We start from the raw sequence: 18,369 nt of genomic DNA on the forward strand, positions 1-18,369 counted from the left end.
ATTATAAATGGATTACCGATATTTAATTTTAAGACTGGCCAATGCGTTCTGATAATAAATTACATTACCTAAACTGAAAATTTAGAACCCGAGCATTTTAATCGCCGTGATGGCTGCTTCATCGCCTTTATTGCCATGTTTTCCACCTGCTCTGTCTAGGGCCTGTTTTTGGTTTTCGGGAGTCAGGACACCAAAGATGACAGGTTTGTTGTATTTTAGCCCTACGTTGGTTATGCCATGTGCCACAGCATCACATATAAAATCAAAATGACGTGTTTCTCCCTGTATCACACAGCCAAGACAGATAACTGCGTCTATGTCTTCTATTTCTGCCACCCATTGGGCACCTAGGGATAATTCAAAAGATCCTGGAACATCTTTTCTATAAATATTTTCCTTTTGAGCCCCGTGTTTCATTAAGGTTTCTATAGCACCTCTATAGAGGGATTCAGTCACATCTTCATTCCACTCTGATACCACGATAGCGAATTTTTTGTTGCTGATATCCGGTATGTTAGAGGATGAGTATTGGCTGAGATTTTTTAGGGTAGTGGCCATAAATAAATTTGTGTTTGTTAATATGAATAAATAAAAAAAGAGTAAGATCTATCAGACCTTACTCTTCCTAAAATGCTGTATACCACAGATCATTACCTAGAAGCAAGGCCTTCCAAGCGAGCTTTATGCTTTCGAGCTGCGGTAAATTCGTATGATTCGAAATATTGGTTTTCTATAGTACTATAAGTATCTATGGCATTACTTACATCTCCAGCTTCTTCATAGGCAATGGCCAATTTATATAAATATCGAGGTGTAAAGAATTTATTCTCATTGTGATCAGCAGCCTTTTTGTAATTAGTGATGGCATCGCTGGTATTATCCAATTCCATATAGGCATCACCTATAAGTGAGTAAGCACGCGACTGTACGAAAAAATCGTCAGAAGAGAATTTTTTCAAATGGTCAATAGCATTCTGAAACTGGCCCTCTGAAAGGTAAATAGATCCTATATAAAAATTGGCAAGATTAGCAGAAGCTGTTCCTGAATATTCATCTGCTATGTATAGTAAACCTACATTGTCACCATCTCCATTTAAGGCAAGGTCAGTTTCATCCTGCTCCCAGTAATAGACCGCTTGGAACATCTCTTCCTGAGCTTTTTTATTTTGGTTTTCGCGGTTTATTTGAAAAAACAATACCCCTGCGATGACCAAAATTATGGCAATTATGATACCTCCGACGATTTTTGAATTTTGCTTTAAAAAAGCTTCCCCTCTACCTAATCTATCTGCAATTACATCAGGGTTTTCCAGAAGTTCATTTGATTGCTCTTGCTGGGCTTGTGCCTTGTTTTTAATATCTGTTTTAGCCATTATTACTGTTTTTCAGTCGCAAATATAGATTATGTTTTAATTATTAACAAAACCTTTTGCTTTTTATGACTTTTCTTAACATTATAAATCATATTCTCTCTTCTAATACTCGGTTACATCTGTTATCTTTTAATTCCGGGTAATTCAATCTGTTTTTTTATTTGTTTTTTAATGGATCAAATCCCCAGTTTTTTAAACTGTATCTCCAGGTGGTTTTACTGATGTCTCCTTCTGGCTTTTGGGCACTGTGTCTTGCTATATATGAATTTACTTTAGACATATGCTTGTAATCCACTTCTTTCAAATTTTCTTTCTTGGTACGTTTAATTTTAATAATCTTTTTCCCGCTTTTGTAGCCTATAGATTGGCCATTTTCGCTTCCTTGACCTGAACTTTTAGACTCTTCAGTTTCCAGCCATTTTTCCAGTTCTGATGGTGTCATATTCACCTTTTCATAGAACTCATTGTAGATATCATCATTTTCTTTGCTTGCCATGATAAGTAAATTTAGTATGGTACTTAAAAACAACTTGTATAACTCATTGTTTTAATGAAAAATGAATAAGGCTTATGATACGTAAGGGAAGTCAAGTAACTTGGAAATGGAGTTCGGGTATTGCTCAGGGTAAGGTTCTAGAAACTTATGATACAGAAGTGAGTAAAAATATAAAAGGATCGGAAATTAAAAGGAAAGGCAGTTCTGATGATAAAGCTTTATATATAGAACAATCAGACGGTGACAAGGTGCTCAAGCTGGAAAGCGAGGTGGAAAAGAAGTAAGTGTACCGCGGTCAGACCTGGGCCTTCATTAAATGCAGCAGTATGGGTAACAGGGAAATGGGGAATAAAAAAAAGTCAGCCTTTAAGGCTGACTTCATAATAATTATTTAAGGAAAATCATTCCATCACAAAAGGATAATCTTCCTGCATGTAGACATCTTTAAAAGCATCCTGCCCATTGGGCCAATCGCTTTCTTCGGCAAACTTTACCGCGTCTTCAACCTGTTTCTTCACTTTCTTATTGATTTCATCGATTTCATCATCAGAAAGGATCTGGTTTTCTATGATCGTTTTTTTAACCTGTTCTATAGGGTCTTTGCCTTTATATTCTTCTACCTCTTCGCGTGTTCTGTATTTCTGAGGGTCAGACATAGAATGCCCCTTATATCTATAGGTCCGGAATTCTAACAAGGTAGGTCCGTTTCCACTTCTCGCTCTTTCAGCAGCTTCTGCCACTGCTTCGTGTACGGCTTCTACATTCATGGCATCTACTGCAAAAGAGGGCATATCATATGATTCACCCAGGGTAGAAAGATCTTCTACATTGGAGGATCTTTTCACAGCAGTACCCATAGCGTAACCATTGTTTTCAATCACGAAAATAACAGGGGTTTTGTATAACATGGCCAGGTTAAAGGCTTCATGAACGGCACCTTGTCTTACTGCGCCATCTCCCATATAGCAGATACACAGGTTTTTGGTACCTTGATATTTTTCTGCAAATCCGATCCCAAGACCCATAGGAACCTGTGCTCCTACTATGCCATGACCCCCTATAAAGTTGACAGACTTATCAAATATGTGCATAGAGCCCCCTTTACCTTTAGTGGTGCCGGTGACTTTTCCATATAATTCAGCCATCACCGCCCCGGGATCTGTTCCCAACCCAAGCGGATGAGCGTGATCTCTATATGCTGTAATCCATTTATCTTCTTTTTCCAATGCTGAAATGGCTCCTGAAGCACATGCTTCCTGACCGATATATAAGTGACAGAATCCACGGATTTTCTGTTGTCCATATAATTGACCTGCCTTTTCTTCAAATCTCCTCATGAGCAACATGCTCTCATACCAAAAGGTATAGGTCTCTTTGGAGTATTTAACTTTCGATTTTGCTGTATTAGAACTGCTTTCTGCCATGTCGTATGATTATAAATATGCTAACGTTGGGCCCCAAATATAAGTAAATCAGCTGAAATTATGAACCCTTTACAAAATTACTGGGAAAAAGTAAGTAGATAATCTTTACGCTGATATTAAATTTACAAAGGTAGATTAGAAGTAACAGGCCTTCTCCCCTCTAAGTATGGGCTGAGATTACCTGCTATAGCAATAGGAGCTGCTGCTTATTAGATGGTTTCTTTTCTGAGTAGATCGTCAAAATAAGCTATGGTTTTAACCAAACCTGTCTCTAGGTTCACTTTGGGCTCCCAATCTAGTTCTTTTTTGGCTAATTCTATGACAGGCTTGCGCTGCATAGGATCATCCTGTGGAAGAGAGAGAAATTTTAGTTTACTTTTACTATTAGTGAGCCTTATGATGTTTTCTGCTAAAGCTAACATGGTAAATTCACCCGGGTTACCGATATTCACAGGCCCGGTAAAGCCATCTCTGGAGTTCATAAGTCTGTACATGCCTTCTATATTGTCATCCACATAGCAGAAGCTTCTCGTCTGCATTCCATCTCCGAAAATCGTGATGTCCTCTCCCTGTAGGGCCTGTACTATAAAATTGCTGACCACCCTTCCATCATTAGGATGCATTCGTGGACCGTAAGTGTTAAAGATCCGCATTACTTTGATATTCACTTTGTGCTGTCTGTGATAATCAAAAAATAATGTTTCAGCACACCTTTTACCCTCGTCATAGCATGCCCTGATCCCTGTAGTGCTTACACTTCCTTTATAGGATTCTGGCTGGGGATGTATTTCCGGATCACCATATACTTCTGAAGTACTTGCCTGTAATATTTTAATTTTTAACCTTTTGGCTAGGCCTAACATATTGATGGCCCCTATGACACTAGTTTTGGTGGTCTGGACAGGATCAAACTGATAATGGACCGGGCTGGCAGGACATGCCAGGTTATATATCTCATCTACTTCCACATACATAGGGAAAGTGATGTCATGCCTCATGAATTCAAAGCTCTTGTTATCCAGTAGGTGGTAAATATTGTTTTTTCTACCGGTGAATAGATTATCTACACAGAGAACTTCATTTCCTTCCTTAAGTAGCCTTTCACAAAGGTGGGAACCTAAAAATCCTGAACCACCGGTTACTAATATTCTTTTCATTAATTTCTAATTTAGATATGGTGCGAAAATACAGTAATTTAAACAATAGGTTTTAATATAAGCAATTATATTTGCTTTTTCATATTAATGAAATATAGCGCCAATTTTTATATAAAATATCAAATTCCCTTACGGTTTAGTGTTAAAATATTTTACATCTAATAATTTGTCTGTTAAAATCACTAATGTTACGTTCGTTAAATTTATGCGTTGAAAGCCTATGCACTTAAAAAATATCAATCTTCATCAATTTAAAAATTACCATTTGGTGCGGGCTGAATTTTCAAATGAAATCAATTGTTTTTTGGGTACCAATGGCAGCGGAAAAACCAATCTTTTGGATGCCATCCATTATCTATGTTTTACAAGGAGTGCATTCAATACAGTAGATGTCCAGAATATCCTACATGAAAAAAGTTTTTTTACCATCAAGGGAGATTTTGAGTTGGAAGAAAAAAATATAGAGATCAAATGTATAGTGGAAAGTGGGAAAAAAAAGCAAATGCTCCATACAGGCAAAGCCTATGATAAGATGAGTGAGCATATAGGGCTTTTGCCGGTAGTGATGATAGCCCCTGATGATACACAACTCATCAAAGACGGCAGTGAGGGTAGAAGAAATTTTTTTGATAGCATCATTTCTCAGTTGGATAAGCCTTATCTGCATCTACTGGTGAGGTATCAACACTTTCTAAAACAGCGGAATGCCTTGCTAAAACAGTTTTCAGAATCAGGGCAAATTGATCAAAGTCTTTTAGAACCTTACAATATCGAAATAATAAATCTGACCAAATCTATATATATCAAAAGGGAAACCTTTATTCAGGATTTTCTTAAAGGGTTGCAAAAGCATTATGGTGTGATATCAGGTGAGAAAGAAACAGTAGAGGTCGTTTATCAAAGTGATGGAAAGGATTTAGATTTTGAAACTAAATTTAAGGCTTCTTTAAGTAGGGATATCATACTTAAAAGAACGAATAAAGGTATCCATAAGGATGATTTTGTGTTTACGATAGGGGGGTATCCACTGAAAAAATTTGGATCTCAGGGACAGCAAAAGTCTTTTTTAATCGCGCTTAAATTATCCCAGTTCCAAATCTTAAAAGAAAGAAAGGGGATTTTGCCCATCCTTTTACTGGATGATATATTTGATAAATTAGATGATCTTAGGATAGCCAAAATGATAGAACTTGTAGCTAATCATGAATTCGGTCAGCTGTTTATAACAGATGCCAGGCCAGAGCGCTCAAAACAGATTCTGAGTACTATTAATGCCGACAAACGCTATTTTAATATTAAAGACGGCATGCTATCACCTGATTAATATCTCTTTTTCTTTAATATCTGGCCATCCATAGAATATAATCCAGGACCTCTGAGAAATAAAAATATAAAACTTAAAAGGTAAAGTAATGATAGTTCTTTATCTGAAAAGGGATCTCCAGCATGAACCATAAATGCAGCCGTAAGCATAGCAATAATCAAAGGAACCAAAGCTAACCTTGTCATGAATCCCAAACCTAATAATATGGCACAGAAAAATTCAGCAAATATGGTCAGCTGTAAAGATAAAGCCACTCCTATGCCCAAAGGATCAGGAAAGCTTTCCATTGTTTCGCTAAAATTGACTATTTTGCTCCACCCATGCGTGATCATCATTATCGCCACTCCTACTCTTAATACAAGTAAGGCAGTGTCTACAAAAAAAGGTCGGGTGGAAAACAACATTTTTTTCATTGTACTAGTGGTTATTAAATAGGTAGAATAGGATTTTTCGTTTCTGTTAAATTTGAACTTAATCAATTATAATACCTAATCCAAAAGGTTTCAGAATTTTTTGCTCCCTATTAGAACAAATTGGGTTTATTCTTACGCTTTTTATACCTACATACTCATGGAAAAAAGTTTTCCAAGAATGATAGATATGAATTAACCGGCCTTTGGCTATACGGAAATCTCCAATGCTTACTTCCCATTACTTTATTCTTATTAAACATTGTCCTCTTAGGGCTGTTTTATTTTTATCCAAGTGAAAAATGACAATTTAAATCTATAAATCGGCACATGGTTAAAATAGAAATAATTATTAATGGGGACCATATAGATGATGTACTTAAAAGTGTGTCTAATCTGGAAATCAATATGTTAAATTTTTTCGAAATAAGCAGTATCGGTAACCCTCTAGATCAGACTACAGTCTATAGAGGGGTAAGCCATTCAAAAGGATATACTTCTAAAATAAAAATTGAAATTTTGACTAGTAAAGAAAAAATTTCGGATTTAAAAACCGCTCTATCAGAATTGGTCAAAAATGCTCCTCAGCTCTCCCCGATCGAAGTTTTTTTCACTGACATTGTTGAATTTTCTCAATTTTCTTAATTATTTCTACTATGACTGATGATATATTCATCCTTCACAACCTATGGATGATCGTTGCCACCATATTGGTATTTATTATGCATTTGGGATTTGCAGCACTCGAAGCAGGACTGGTTAGGCAAAAGAACACCATTAATATCCTGTACAAAAATGCAATTATACCTTCTATAGGCATCCTAACATACGCCTTGGTCGGTTATAACATCATGCATGCAGTAGATATTTCATCTGTTTTTAGACTGGGTGTACATTTTCCAGGAGGAGATGGGCAGGATGCTTTTAACGATAAATTTACATTTTATACTAATTTTATTTTTCAGGCGATGTTTGCTGCCACCTCCGCTACTATAGTATCCGGAGCGGTGGCAGAAAGGATTAAGCTGACTCCTTTTCTGCTATTTTCTACACTTTATACTGGATTATGCTTTCCTATAATAGCCAGGTGGAAGTGGGGAGGAGGATTTTTGGACAATATGGATACCCCTTTTTATGATTTTGCGGGGAGTACGCTGTTGCATAGTGCCGGTGGATGGGCTGCTTTAGTAGGAGCATTGGTATTGGGGCCTCGTATAGGAAAATTTGTAGGTGGTGAAACCAAGGCTTTCCCAGGACATAATATACCATTAGCTACAATTGGCGTATTTTTACTTTGGTTTGGCTGGTTTGGGTTTAATGGAGGATCTATAGGTGGAGCATACGCAGGCCAGCTGTCACAAGTATTTGTCACTACAGGTGTAGCGGCGGCATCAGCAGCTATAGCAGCCCATTTTACCTCTCATTTACTGTTCAAAACATTTGATATCACTATGGTATTCAATGGCATTTTATCCGGACTGGTCAGCATTACGGCGGGCTCTAATTTAATGTCCATAGGAGAGGCTGTTATGGTAGGAGGTATAGGGGGAGTCATGGTAGTATTTGGCGTCAGATTGGTAGATAAATGGCGGATAGATGATCCTGTGGGGGTGATACCGGTTCATCTGTTTGGGGGTATATGGGGAACATTGGCCGTGGGTATTTTTGGAAAGCTGGCAGGATGGTCCCAACTAATTTCACAGATAATAGGGATAGGTGTCGTAGGGATTTTTTGCTTGGTTTTTAGTTATATAGCATTTAAAATAATAGACAAAATAATGGGACTGAGGGTGTCTGAAAAAGTGGAAAAGGATGGGTTAGATGTGCATGAACATAGCATGCATGCCTATCCTTATTTTGGAAGAAAGGAATGATCTTATTATTAGTAAATAATTTTAGATCCTTGTAAAAAAAGCAAAAGCTTTACGCGTAAGTTAATCTGTACATATTACAACCGAGTATGGAGGGGATTAATATAGAATTTATACCATTAAGGAAGTATAGAATTAAATAAGTCATGCTAGTAATGGCATGACTTATTATAAATTAATTCCACAGTTGTTTTGGATATTCACCTTCGTCATGAAGCTTTTTTAAAGCTGCTATTACATCTGGTTTATCATCAGCGTAGGTTACTCCAAACCAGGTTTTTCCTCCTGGCAAAATTTCTACTACTGCTTTTCCATCCTGTATCAGTTGGTTTGCTACTGTTGGGATATAAAATTCTGACTTTAGATTATTTTGGCTGCCTTTAAGAAAAGGGATCCACATGTCCTCAATAGCCTCAAAAATAGCAGGGTGAAATCCCCAACAGTTCATAGATACTGGAGTACCAGGTTTGATTTCTTGTGTGACCTGATCTTCTCTGCTTATAATTTTGTCCCCTTCTCTCTGTATATTGGTAGTTTCAACCATGCCCAGGAGTTGGTTTTCTTCATTGGTTTCACAGACACCTCTAGCTACTGATCCATTATCCGAAAGCACATCTTCCACTGCATATCCTATCATGCAGTGAAGGTTTGGCTGTACGCCATTGCTTAAGAACTTGCCTAAAGCATCAAATGCTTCCAGTCCATAAAAATCATCTGCATTGATAACAGCAAAAGGTTCTTTCACAGCATTCTTGGCGCATAATACAGCATGGGCAGTACCATAGGGCTTTGACCTTTCAGGGTTTTTAAGTTCCTGAGGAACTAACTTTTCTAATGACTGAAGTACAAATTGTACTTCGACTTTTCCTTCCAATTTTGGTAAAAATTTATCTTTTACCTCTTCTAAAATTTCGGCTCTCACGATAAAGACTACTTTGCCAAATCCAGCCCTTATCGCATCATAGATTGAATATTCTATTATAGTTTCACCATTAGGACCAAATCCATCAATCTGTTTGTTGCCTCCATATCGGCTGCCCATGCCTGCAGCAAGGACCAAAAGTGTTGGTTTACTCATTTTCTTATAATTTTAATTATTAAAGCTTCAAATGTAGGCATTTCTTAAAACTGATCTCAATTTTATAAAATGGTTTTTATGATTTTTGCTTTTATATGCTCTACATAAACTAAGCCATTCAAAAAAAGAACAGCTTATAAATTTTAAGCTGTTCTTTGGGAATCAATATCCTGGGTTTTGAGTAAGGTTATTGTTTATATCAAGTTCCAATTGGGGTATCGGAAACAATGCCCTTTGTGGATTCGTTAAACCTAAAGTTTCAAAAGCTAAACCTGTTCTTATTAAATCAAAATAGGCTTCTGATTCAAAGATCAATTCTTTCCTTTTCTCTAGTTGAACAGCACGGATAAATGCTTCTAATGCTGGTGTAGGAGTAGTTTCCAGACCAGCACGTGTTCTCACTTCACCCAAGTGGTTTTGGGGCTCGCCTAGGGGGGTCCCTTGGGATCTTGCCAGTGCTTCGGCACATATTAAATATATTTCTGCCAACCGGATAATAGGGATGTTCTGGGTGGCTGGGTTAAAATTACGGTATTTTCCTACATATAGATTTATATTCCCTGAATTGTCCACTGCTTCATTGATGGAAAAATCCCTTCTCAGATCATTTTCCTCAAAAAGGTCATAGGCTAGGTCGGAAGCAAAAAACTCCTGTCGGGATGCTGGATTAGCAACCTGTACAAAAGCATTGGTAGTTTGTTCATCAAATTGAAGTTCAAAAATAGATTCCTGGGAGTTTTCGTTTTGCCAAATGCTGCTATAATTACTTACCAAAGTAAACTCCATACTATTGATCACTTCATTGGCCAGCCGTGCTGACTCAGTATAGTTTTCCAGATAAAGGTGTACTTTAGATAATAGCGCTCTGCTAGAATAACCATTAGCCCTGCCCTTCATGATGCCTGTTCCTGCTATCATGGGTAGGTTCATCGCAGCTTCCAGGTCCGACACAATGGCGGTATAAACTTCCTGAGTGGAATTTCTGGATACCCTGGTAGCTGTCGAGGTGGTAGCTGGAGTGGTAGGGTTTAGAAGAAGAGGAACATCCCCCCAGGCCCTTACCAGGTTAAAATAAGTTAAAGCTCGAATCCATCTAGCTTCCAATACTAGATTTTGTAAAGCGGGGTTATTGGCAAAGCCATCTATTTGCGGGGCAAATCCGATAATATTGTTAACGGCATTTATGGTCTGATAAGAAGAAGTCCAAATATTAAGTGCCCAGGGATTGTCAATCCTAATATTAAAATTTTGGTATTCCATATATTCTGGGAAATTGGAAATATGGCGCATATGTCCTGCCGCAAATTCTGGAATAACTATTAAAGCTTGCCCATACGCAAAACTGCTGGTCAGACTTCTATAAGCTCCCATAAGCGCTGCTTGGGTAGTGGCTTCATTGGTAAAAAAAGTTTCCTGACTTAATTGATCAAGAGGCTGTTTATCTATAAAATCATCACATGCAGTAACTAGCATGGAAAATAGCAAAATGATATATAATTTTTTTTTCATGATTTCCTTATTAAAATGTAATGTTTACTCCGCCGGTGAAAATCCGTGGCTGTGGATAATTACTGTGATCAGTTCCGTACGCTATCCCATCAGTAGAAAGTGCATTTACCTCTGGATCAAAACCCGTATAATTGGTAATTAAAAATGCATTTTGTATAGTCGTATATACCCTAAAATTTTCTACTTTCAATCTTTCAGTAATAGAAGCTGGTAAGCTATAGCCAAGGGTGATATTTCTTATTCTAAAGAAAGAGCCATCTTCGACCCATCTGGTCGAAACTGCCGAATTGTCAAAATTACCGGGAGAAGGACGGGGTATATCGGTAATATCTCCTGGCTGCCTCCACCTCCTTGTCCATGCTATGTCCCCATTACTACTAAGATTGGTTCCAGCCAAGCGATAAAATGCCGTATAGTTATACAGTTCAATTCCAGAAACAAACTGCCCCATTATGCTTAAATCGAAGCCTTTGTAAAAGAAATTATTGGTGATGCCCCCATAAAGCCTTGCGTGGGGATTACCTATGATTCTTCTGTCTTCCTGTCGGGAAGGGGCTCCTAATGAACCATCATTCCTTAAGAAGTCGATCATCCCTGTTTCAGGATTGACTCCAGCAGTCTGCCATCCATAGAATGATCCCAGAGGCAGCCCCTCACGCGCGATGTTGAAATTTCCGACTCCTCCTAAAATATCTCCTTCTGGAAGGGAGATTACCTTATTACGGTTAAATGTCATATTCAGGGAAGTATTCCAGCTAAATTCTCCGATCAGGTTTCGGGTACTTAATTCAAATTCAAAGCCTTTATTTTGGATTTCGCCAAGATTTCTGAAGGCATTTTGATATCCTGAAGTTCGAGGGACTGCCACTAGTATGAGCAGATCACGCGTGTTTTTTACATAATAATCTGCTAATAAATTTATTCGGTCATTGAAGAGCCCTAAATCTAAACCAAAATTATATTGTTCTGTAGTTTCCCACCCCAAATTACTGTCTCCAAATACATTGGGCAAAAATCCGGGTTGGTTAGCATAATTCTGCCCTCCGGAATATAAGATCTGATTGACATAATTTGGAATTTCTTGGTTTCCACTTAGTCCCCAACTTGTTCTCAACTTCAAGTTGCTAACCGTGGAGCTGGTTCTAAGAAAATCCTCCTGTCCCACTCGCCAAGCTAAAGCAAAAGATGGGAATGTGCCATAGCGGCTATCTTGTCCAAATCTGGAGGAGCCATCTACCCGGAAATTAGCAGTAAACAAATATCTGTCCTTAAACCCATAATTCAGTCTTGAAAAATAGGATACAATACTCCATTCCTGAGCACTGGCATTGGCTCCGGTAATCACTCCTCCGGCACTTATCAGCGGGATGTCATTAAACGGAAAATTATTTCTTCTGGCATCAGTGAAATTAAAGCGGGATTCCTGAAAGGACAACCCCAACAATAGGTCCAGACTATGATCGCCAAATCTGCGTTCGTACTGAAGAATGTTTTCATTCAACCACAATTGGTCTCTGGTCACTCTGCTACCCCCTACTCCTATGCCTTCCAAATACCGCACACCATAAGGTGGTAGAAAGAAAGTCTCTTCTATATAAGATACATCTATTCCTACATTTGTTCTGAAGGACAAGCCCCTGGCTATTTCATAAGTGGCCCCAATGTTTGCTAGGATTCTGAAAGTTTCTGCTGTATTGGTAGGAAGTTCTAACCAGGCAATCGGATTTTCTCTGGAAGTACCTTGGGGATCAAAGACATAATTGCCCAGTTCATCTCTTACCCTTAGGGTTGGGGGAGAAGTCAGTCCGTTTCTAATGGGGGCTTCCCTGGCATTTTCTTCCTGTATTCTTCTATTAAATGCCCTGGTTAGGTTTACATTGGAACTAAATCTTAACCTGTCACTATGCTGATGGTCCAAGTTAAGCCTAAAACTCATTCTGTCAAAGCCAGAATTTTGGATAGTACCTTCCTGGTTATAATAACCAAAGGAAGTATAGTACTGGGTAGCTTCACTACCTCCGGTAGCGGATATTTCATAATTTTGGATAGGTGCTGTTCTGAATATTTCTTCTTGCCAGTCCGTATACACATTAGAGTTTAACAAAGCGGGGTTGATCTGTCCGCCGCTTGGATTATAGCTCCACAAATCCTGTATATAATCAATATATTGATTGGAATCCATAAAATTCAGCCTTCTTTCTCTAGGAACTTCGGAGTATCCCGCATAAGCATTTATACTGATTCTACTTTGGCCTGCTGCCCCACGCTTGGTAGTGATCAATACCACGCCGTTGGATGCCCTAGCACCATAAATGGCTGTAGCTGCAGCATCTTTTAATATTTCTACCGAAGCTATATCATTTGGATTTAAAGATGAAAGGATATTGATGCCCTGATCTGCTCCCCCAAAATCAAAATTCTGTCCTCCTGTAAAATTTGTGTTTCCGTTCACTGGTACCCCATCGATAACATATAAAGGCTCGGAACTGGCATTGATGGAAGTGGTACCTCTCACCCTGATACTCACTCCCCCTCCCGGTGTGCCGGAATTTTGGGTTACCTGAACCCCTCCGGCTTTACCTTGGATAGCTTGAGCTACACTGGGCAAGGGATCTCTTTCCAATGCATCACTGCCTATCGATGATACCGAGCTGGTAAGTCTTGACCTGTCCATGGTTCCATATCCGATCACTACTACCTCGTCCAATCTTTGTGCTTCATCTCTAAGGGTTATTTCCAAAAATGTTTGGTTCCCTACTGTCACTTCCTTTTCGGCCATTCCGACAAAACTGATTACCAGAACATCACGTCCCGAGTTTACCATGATAGTAAAATTGCCATCTTCATTAGTAACTACACCTGTAGTGGTTCCCTTTATCATAATACTGGCTCCTGGAATGGGTAAACCATCTTCGCCTGACAGTACTCTGCCGCTTATCTCCATTTCTTGAGCCCAAGAAAAGGTTAAAGTGCACAACAGGATCATCATTGTTAATATAGTTTTTTTCATATAATTATTTAGATTTCGCAAAAATTATAAGATTAAAGTTTCTAATTGGATTATTGTTTTAAATCTATCAATAAATTTTTTATGAATACATATAAAAAAATTACAGTTAATCGATTAATTTAAAAATAATAAAAAAGGAGACCTTGATGGTCTCCTATATGTAGTGGTTTATGCTAATAGTGATTATTTTTTTCTTGCTCTTTTCATAGGGTTATCACCTGTAGAGGCACCTCTGGCTGCTCCACTTTGTTTGAAAAGTTCAAAACGGGAAGGAAGTGCCTGTCTTGGCCAGTAATTATTATCTTCATCTATATCCGCTGTTTCTCTATATGGATCCAGAACTATACTCGATATGTTTTTTTTCTTTGGAAACACCTTCGTCACTTCTGTTTCATTTAATCTCCAAATTTCGGCAGGAATATGTTCTATATCTGAAGTACCGTCTTCGTAATTGAACTGAATGATGAGCGGCATGACCAGCCCGCCAATATTTCTAAAGGTAATTTCATAAAAATTCATACCGGATGACAATAGATCTCTTTCTTTCTGACTTAAACCAGCCATAAATTCTTTATAGGCCTTTTCTTCTTCAGGCGTGACGCGGAACCTATCATAACTGTTATAAAAATCCCTTGTTTCCGGATCAGCTTCTAATACTGTTTGGGTGATATCATTACGGTTGTGAGATCTGGTAACATAATCTTCTTCTTGGTCATATGCTATTTTTTCCCTGGCTTTGATTTCTTTTGGATCACCATTGTCTAATTTATACCATTTTACATTTTCTAAGGAGATATCCACCGGTTCTGTGCCGAAAAACCATCCTCTCCAATACCAATCCAGATCCACTGCAGAAGCATCCTCCATAGTTCGGAAGAAATCTTCTGGAGTAGGATGCTTAAACATCCATCTTTGTGCATATTCTTTAAATGCATAATCAAAAAGTTCACGACCCATGATAGTCTCCCGTAAGATATTCAATGCTGTGGCTGGTTTGGCATATGCATTAGGACCAAATTGTATGATATTTTCGGAATTGGTCATAATAGGTTCAAGTAAATGTTTTTCTGACCGCATATAAGGTACTATTTTATGGGCAGGCCCTCTTCTGCTGGGGTAGTTTCTGTCCCATTCCTGTTCGGCCATAAATTGCATAAAGGTATTGAGACCTTCATCCATCCAAGACCACTGCCTTTCATCTGAGTTGACGATCATAGGAAAAAAGTTATGGCCCACTTCATGGATGATTACAGATATCATCCCATATTTAACCGCTTCAGAATAGGTGCCGTCAGCATCCGGTCTGCCATAGTTAAAGCAGATCATGGGATATTCCATTCCATTTGATGCTTCTACAGATATAGCTACAGGATAAGGATAATCAAATGTTTTTTCAGAATATGATTTAAGGGTATGGGCCACTACTCTGGTAGAATATTGTTCCCAAAGCGGGTTTCCTTCTTTACCGTAATACGACATGGCCATTACCTTTTTTCCTCCAAGTTCTACTGCCATGGCATCCCAAACAAATTTTCTGGAACTGGTCCAGGCAAAATCCCGGACATTCTCTGCGTGGAAGATCCAGGTTTTTTTATTGGTAGCCCTTCCTTTTTCAAGTCTTTCTGCTTCGGCTTGGGTCCGGATGATAACAGGTCTATCGAATGAGGATTGAGCCTGATTCCATCTATCAAGTTCTGTGGGGCTTAGAACTTCTTCGGGATTTTGTAATACACCAGTAGAGCCTACCATATGGTCAGCAGGCACTGTAATTTTTACTTTATAGTCTCCAAATGTAAGTGCAAATTCTCCTCTACCATAGAACTGCTTGTTCTGCCAGCCTTCAAAATCGGAATAAACTGCCATTCTTGGAAACCATTCGGCCATGGTATATAGGTAGTTCCCATCTTTTTCAAAATATTCGTAACCAGGTCGACCCCCGATAAAACTCATTCTGTCATGAATATTGAAACTCCAGTCCACCCTAAACTCAAATTCTTCACCCGGCGGTAAGGGGCTGGGAAGGTTTACACGCATCATGGTTTTGTTAATGGTAACTGGTATATCATTACCTCCCATATCTGTTACGCTATGTATTTTATATCCCAGGTCAAGGTCGTGCCATAATATGCTTTCTAGCTGTCTCATGGACATACGTGGCCCGATACTGCTCTCTGCCACTTTATGGGTGTCAGAATCTTGTGCCCTTTCATTCTGGTCCAGCTGGATCCATAAGTAGGTAAGCTGATCCGGGGAATGGTTTATATAGGTTACTTTTTGGGATCCGGTAATAGATTGATGCTCATCATCAAGCTCCACTTCTATTTCGTGATTGGCTTTTTGCTGCCAATAAAGATGTCCCGGGGCACCTGAAGCAGTCCGGTATACATTTGGAGAGCGGAGCATTGGGCCGAGCTGTTCAAACCGTTCTGCATGATTTTGCCCATTTTGCTGGGCGGAAGCGGCGAATATTGAGCAGCAAAAAAGGACTAAAGTAAAAATATTTTTCATCTGTTTATAATTGTTTTTTAACCGTCAGAGCTTGTCCCTTACCGGAAGTCGGGGTGGAATCTCGCATGTTTATAATCATGCCAGTGTATGAGGTTATCCCCATGGTCGATTTCATCTGTTTATCATTATTCATTTATTTTCACAAGAAATATTGCATAGTTGTCCTTAAATAATCTGGCCGATATTCTATATGAATTCAGTCATGCTCTTTTTTAGCTTCTGCAATATTCATAAAACTCAAATAATAATCTATATCCAATACCTATTGTCTAAGATCATCATGATAGACATTCCTAACACTACCGAAGAAATCACCAAAGTCCATTCTTTTTTGTTATTTAAAATCCCTATCACTACTGAACTCACTAATATAAATATTGCCACTATAACCAATTGGCCTACTTCTAACCCAATGTTAAATGCTAATAATGGTTGGAAAAGAGATGCTTCTCTGCCCAATAAAGCTCTTAGGTAATTAGAAAAACCCAAGCCATGAATGAGTCCAAAGACAAGGGCAAAAAGGTAATTGATCTGGATGGCCTTACTTCCTGTAGGTTTTGGCCTGATGATGTTTCCTAAAGCAGTGATAGCAATGGTAACTGGAATCAGAAATTCAATGAGATCTGCATTTACACTGAATACATTGAAGGTGGCCAGAGCTAAAGTAATAGAGTGACCTATAGTAAAAGCCGTCACTAATATGATAATTTTGCGCCAGTCCCTTCCAGTATATAAGGCACAAAGAACTATCACAAAAAGGATATGGTCAAAACCGTTTAAATCTAAAATATGGGCAATTCCAATTTTAAAATATGCCTCAAACTGACTCATGAAATAATTTTAGGTAAAGTTTATAAATGTAAGCGCTTATAATCGTTTTATGATTTGGGTCATATGGATTATTCCTCTTATTAAGGTTAAAACATTTTCACCCTCCTACCATAATGTTTGTAATATTAATGTATATTTTGCACAAAAAGTAGAAAAGCTTATCTAAATGCATCATCATTACATTTTCACCATTATTCTGGGATGGATGGCTATTTTTCACCCCTTTTATATCAGTCTAACCGAAGCAAAATATAATGAGCAGTCGGGTTCATTTGAAATATCCCAGAAAATTTTCTGGGACGACTTTGAATCAGTGCTTTCCGGAGAATCTGGAAAAAAGTTAAATTTTCTCAATCCCGCCGATCAGCAAGAATTGGATGCTATGGTGGAGAAATACCTTTTGCTACACAATCTATTGTATGTAAATGGAAAAGAGGTTAAGCTAAAATATTTGGGATATGAAGTGGAGGAAGATGCGGCTTGGTTCTATTTTCAGTCCGAAAAGGTTAAATTTCCCTACGAGGTAGGAATGAAAAACACTGTTTTTCTCAAACAATTTGAAAATCAGCAGCATGTAGTCAATTTATATGTCGGAAAAAATCCAAAAACACTGATGTTGGATCGAAAAAAGAATTTTGGAAAAGTAAAATTCAATTAGTCGCTAATACTTAAAGTTAAAAATATGCATGAATATCCAGGATTTGGGTAAAATGTACAGCATCATATAATACCATTTCTTGGATTCTATTATTTCATATAATGGGTCGAAAATAAATATTTTTATTCCAGAAAAGTTATATTTTAATATTTAAAATATAAATATTGATCAAAGAGAAAGCCAGTAGGTCTAATCTTTTTTGAACTCCAGGCCATAAATTATAGGTTTATCTTTTGGACCTTTAGTTTTTATGAGCACCCTAAAATTGTGCTCATTACTAACGTAGTAGGCTATGTAATATTTAATATTAGATCCAGATTCCCCCTGGTGTACTATTTGAAAATCCGTAGGAGGATTTTTTTTAAAAAAATCCCTTACAACCACCTCAGCTTGGTTTTTTGAAAAATCGCCCTGTAACCCATTCATGTTTAGTTCTACAGTAGTATTGAAATATTTGACCAAGTCCTTACTCGATCCTGTTTTAAAAATAGGTATTATTTCGTCAATTATTTTATTTTGGGCAATAGCCGGATAGGCTGTGACCATAATAATAGTGAGTATAAAAGTATATAAAGGGGCAATCATTTTTTTCATTTTTTAACAGTTTCTCAAATTCTGTTCCAAATTTAACTTAACCGAGTTTTATAGGATTATTTTAAGGGTGCAAAGAAGTAAAGTTATTCCAAAAATGAAAACATATCAGACAAAAAAGTTGGTTTT

Annotated in this window: 17 protein-coding genes; 5 read left to right on the forward strand and 12 right to left on the reverse strand. The window is 37.9% G+C overall.

What is annotated here, in order from left to right; translation table 11 throughout:
* Positions 1-81: 81 nt before the first annotated feature.
* The 3 genes from ribH to EL17_RS13025 all read right to left on the reverse strand — a co-directional run bounded on the left by ribH (position 82) and on the right by EL17_RS13025 (position 1,869).
* On the reverse strand, positions 82-558 hold the full coding sequence (gene ribH, locus EL17_RS13015; RefSeq protein ID WP_035074753.1) for a 6,7-dimethyl-8-ribityllumazine synthase: 477 nt from the start codon (positions 556-558) through the stop codon (positions 82-84).
* A gap of 92 nt (positions 559-650) precedes the next feature.
* Complete coding sequence (locus EL17_RS13020) at positions 651-1,373, reverse strand: tetratricopeptide repeat protein (RefSeq protein ID WP_035074756.1); 723 nt, start codon at positions 1,371-1,373, stop codon at positions 651-653.
* A gap of 157 nt (positions 1,374-1,530) precedes the next feature.
* Positions 1,531-1,869: a DUF3140 domain-containing protein gene (locus tag EL17_RS13025; RefSeq protein ID WP_035074759.1), complete on the reverse strand. Its 339-nt coding sequence runs from the start codon at positions 1,867-1,869 to the stop codon at positions 1,531-1,533.
* A 74-nt stretch (positions 1,870-1,943) separates the two neighbouring features.
* Between EL17_RS13025 and EL17_RS13030 the strand changes: the two genes are divergently transcribed.
* Complete coding sequence (locus tag EL17_RS13030) at positions 1,944-2,153, forward strand: hypervirulence associated TUDOR domain-containing protein (protein ID WP_035074761.1); 210 nt, start codon at positions 1,944-1,946, stop codon at positions 2,151-2,153.
* Positions 2,154-2,270: 117 nt separating this feature from the next.
* Here EL17_RS13030 and pdhA read toward each other — a convergent pair whose 3' ends face one another.
* Together pdhA and EL17_RS13040 are read right to left on the reverse strand one after the other, a co-directional pair.
* Positions 2,271-3,293: a pyruvate dehydrogenase (acetyl-transferring) E1 component subunit alpha gene (gene pdhA, locus EL17_RS13035; protein ID WP_035074763.1), complete on the reverse strand. Its 1,023-nt coding sequence runs from the start codon at positions 3,291-3,293 to the stop codon at positions 2,271-2,273.
* Positions 3,294-3,502: 209 nt separating this feature from the next.
* Positions 3,503-4,450: a UDP-glucuronic acid decarboxylase family protein gene (locus EL17_RS13040; RefSeq protein WP_035074766.1), complete on the reverse strand. Its 948-nt coding sequence runs from the start codon at positions 4,448-4,450 to the stop codon at positions 3,503-3,505.
* A 220-nt stretch (positions 4,451-4,670) separates the two neighbouring features.
* Here EL17_RS13040 and recF point away from each other — a divergent pair, with 220 nt between their 5' ends.
* Positions 4,671-5,774: a DNA replication/repair protein RecF gene (gene recF / locus EL17_RS13045; protein ID WP_035074768.1), complete on the forward strand. Its 1,104-nt coding sequence runs from the start codon at positions 4,671-4,673 to the stop codon at positions 5,772-5,774.
* On the opposite strand, the gene EL17_RS13050 is transcribed toward recF, so the two are convergent.
* Positions 5,771-6,187 (reverse strand): DoxX family protein, encoded by a 417-nt coding sequence (locus EL17_RS13050; RefSeq protein ID WP_035074770.1) that lies wholly within the window; start codon positions 6,185-6,187, stop codon positions 5,771-5,773. The two genes, recF and EL17_RS13050, sit on opposite strands and share 4 nt — an antisense overlap.
* 327 nt (positions 6,188-6,514) lie before the next feature.
* Here EL17_RS13050 and EL17_RS13055 point away from each other — a divergent pair, with 327 nt between their 5' ends.
* Together EL17_RS13055 and EL17_RS13060 are read left to right on the forward strand one after the other, a co-directional pair.
* Complete coding sequence (locus tag EL17_RS13055; RefSeq protein ID WP_035074772.1) at positions 6,515-6,829, forward strand: P-II family nitrogen regulator; 315 nt, start codon at positions 6,515-6,517, stop codon at positions 6,827-6,829.
* Positions 6,830-6,840: 11 nt separating this feature from the next.
* A complete protein-coding gene (locus EL17_RS13060; RefSeq protein ID WP_035074774.1) occupies positions 6,841-8,058 on the forward strand; it encodes an ammonium transporter in 1,218 nt (405 codons plus the stop codon).
* Positions 8,059-8,230: 172 nt separating this feature from the next.
* Here EL17_RS13060 and EL17_RS13065 read toward each other — a convergent pair whose 3' ends face one another.
* The 5 genes from EL17_RS13065 to EL17_RS13085 all read right to left on the reverse strand — a co-directional run bounded on the left by EL17_RS13065 (position 8,231) and on the right by EL17_RS13085 (position 16,991).
* Positions 8,231-9,133 (reverse strand): nucleotidyltransferase family protein, encoded by a 903-nt coding sequence (locus EL17_RS13065; protein WP_035074778.1) that lies wholly within the window; start codon positions 9,131-9,133, stop codon positions 8,231-8,233.
* Between the two features lie 162 nt (positions 9,134-9,295).
* The gene (locus tag EL17_RS13070) at positions 9,296-10,642 is read right to left on the reverse strand and encodes a RagB/SusD family nutrient uptake outer membrane protein (RefSeq protein WP_035074781.1); all 1,347 of its coding nucleotides are present in this window, start codon (positions 10,640-10,642) and stop codon (positions 9,296-9,298) included.
* A gap of 10 nt (positions 10,643-10,652) precedes the next feature.
* Complete coding sequence (locus tag EL17_RS13075) at positions 10,653-13,652, reverse strand: SusC/RagA family TonB-linked outer membrane protein (protein WP_035074783.1); 3,000 nt, start codon at positions 13,650-13,652, stop codon at positions 10,653-10,655.
* 183 nt (positions 13,653-13,835) lie between these two features.
* The gene (locus tag EL17_RS13080; protein WP_035074785.1) at positions 13,836-16,160 is read right to left on the reverse strand and encodes a M1 family metallopeptidase; all 2,325 of its coding nucleotides are present in this window, start codon (positions 16,158-16,160) and stop codon (positions 13,836-13,838) included.
* 249 nt (positions 16,161-16,409) lie between these two features.
* Positions 16,410-16,991 carry a HupE/UreJ family protein gene (locus EL17_RS13085; protein ID WP_035074787.1) on the reverse strand — a complete coding sequence of 194 codons (582 nt, stop codon included), beginning with the start codon at positions 16,989-16,991 and terminating at the stop codon, positions 16,410-16,412.
* 166 nt (positions 16,992-17,157) lie between these two features.
* Here EL17_RS13085 and EL17_RS13090 point away from each other — a divergent pair, with 166 nt between their 5' ends.
* Positions 17,158-17,649: a DUF6702 family protein gene (locus EL17_RS13090; protein WP_035074790.1), complete on the forward strand. Its 492-nt coding sequence runs from the start codon at positions 17,158-17,160 to the stop codon at positions 17,647-17,649.
* Between the two features lie 189 nt (positions 17,650-17,838).
* Here EL17_RS13090 and EL17_RS13095 read toward each other — a convergent pair whose 3' ends face one another.
* Positions 17,839-18,243, reverse strand: coding sequence for a DUF4783 domain-containing protein (locus tag EL17_RS13095; protein WP_035074792.1), 405 nt, complete (start codon positions 18,241-18,243; stop codon positions 17,839-17,841).
* Positions 18,244-18,369: the final 126 nt, after the last annotated feature.

Origin of the sequence: Anditalea andensis, from assembly GCF_000714815.1 — a bacterium.
In the GTDB taxonomy this organism is placed as follows: Bacteria; Bacteroidota; Bacteroidia; order Cytophagales; family Cyclobacteriaceae; genus Anditalea; species Anditalea andensis.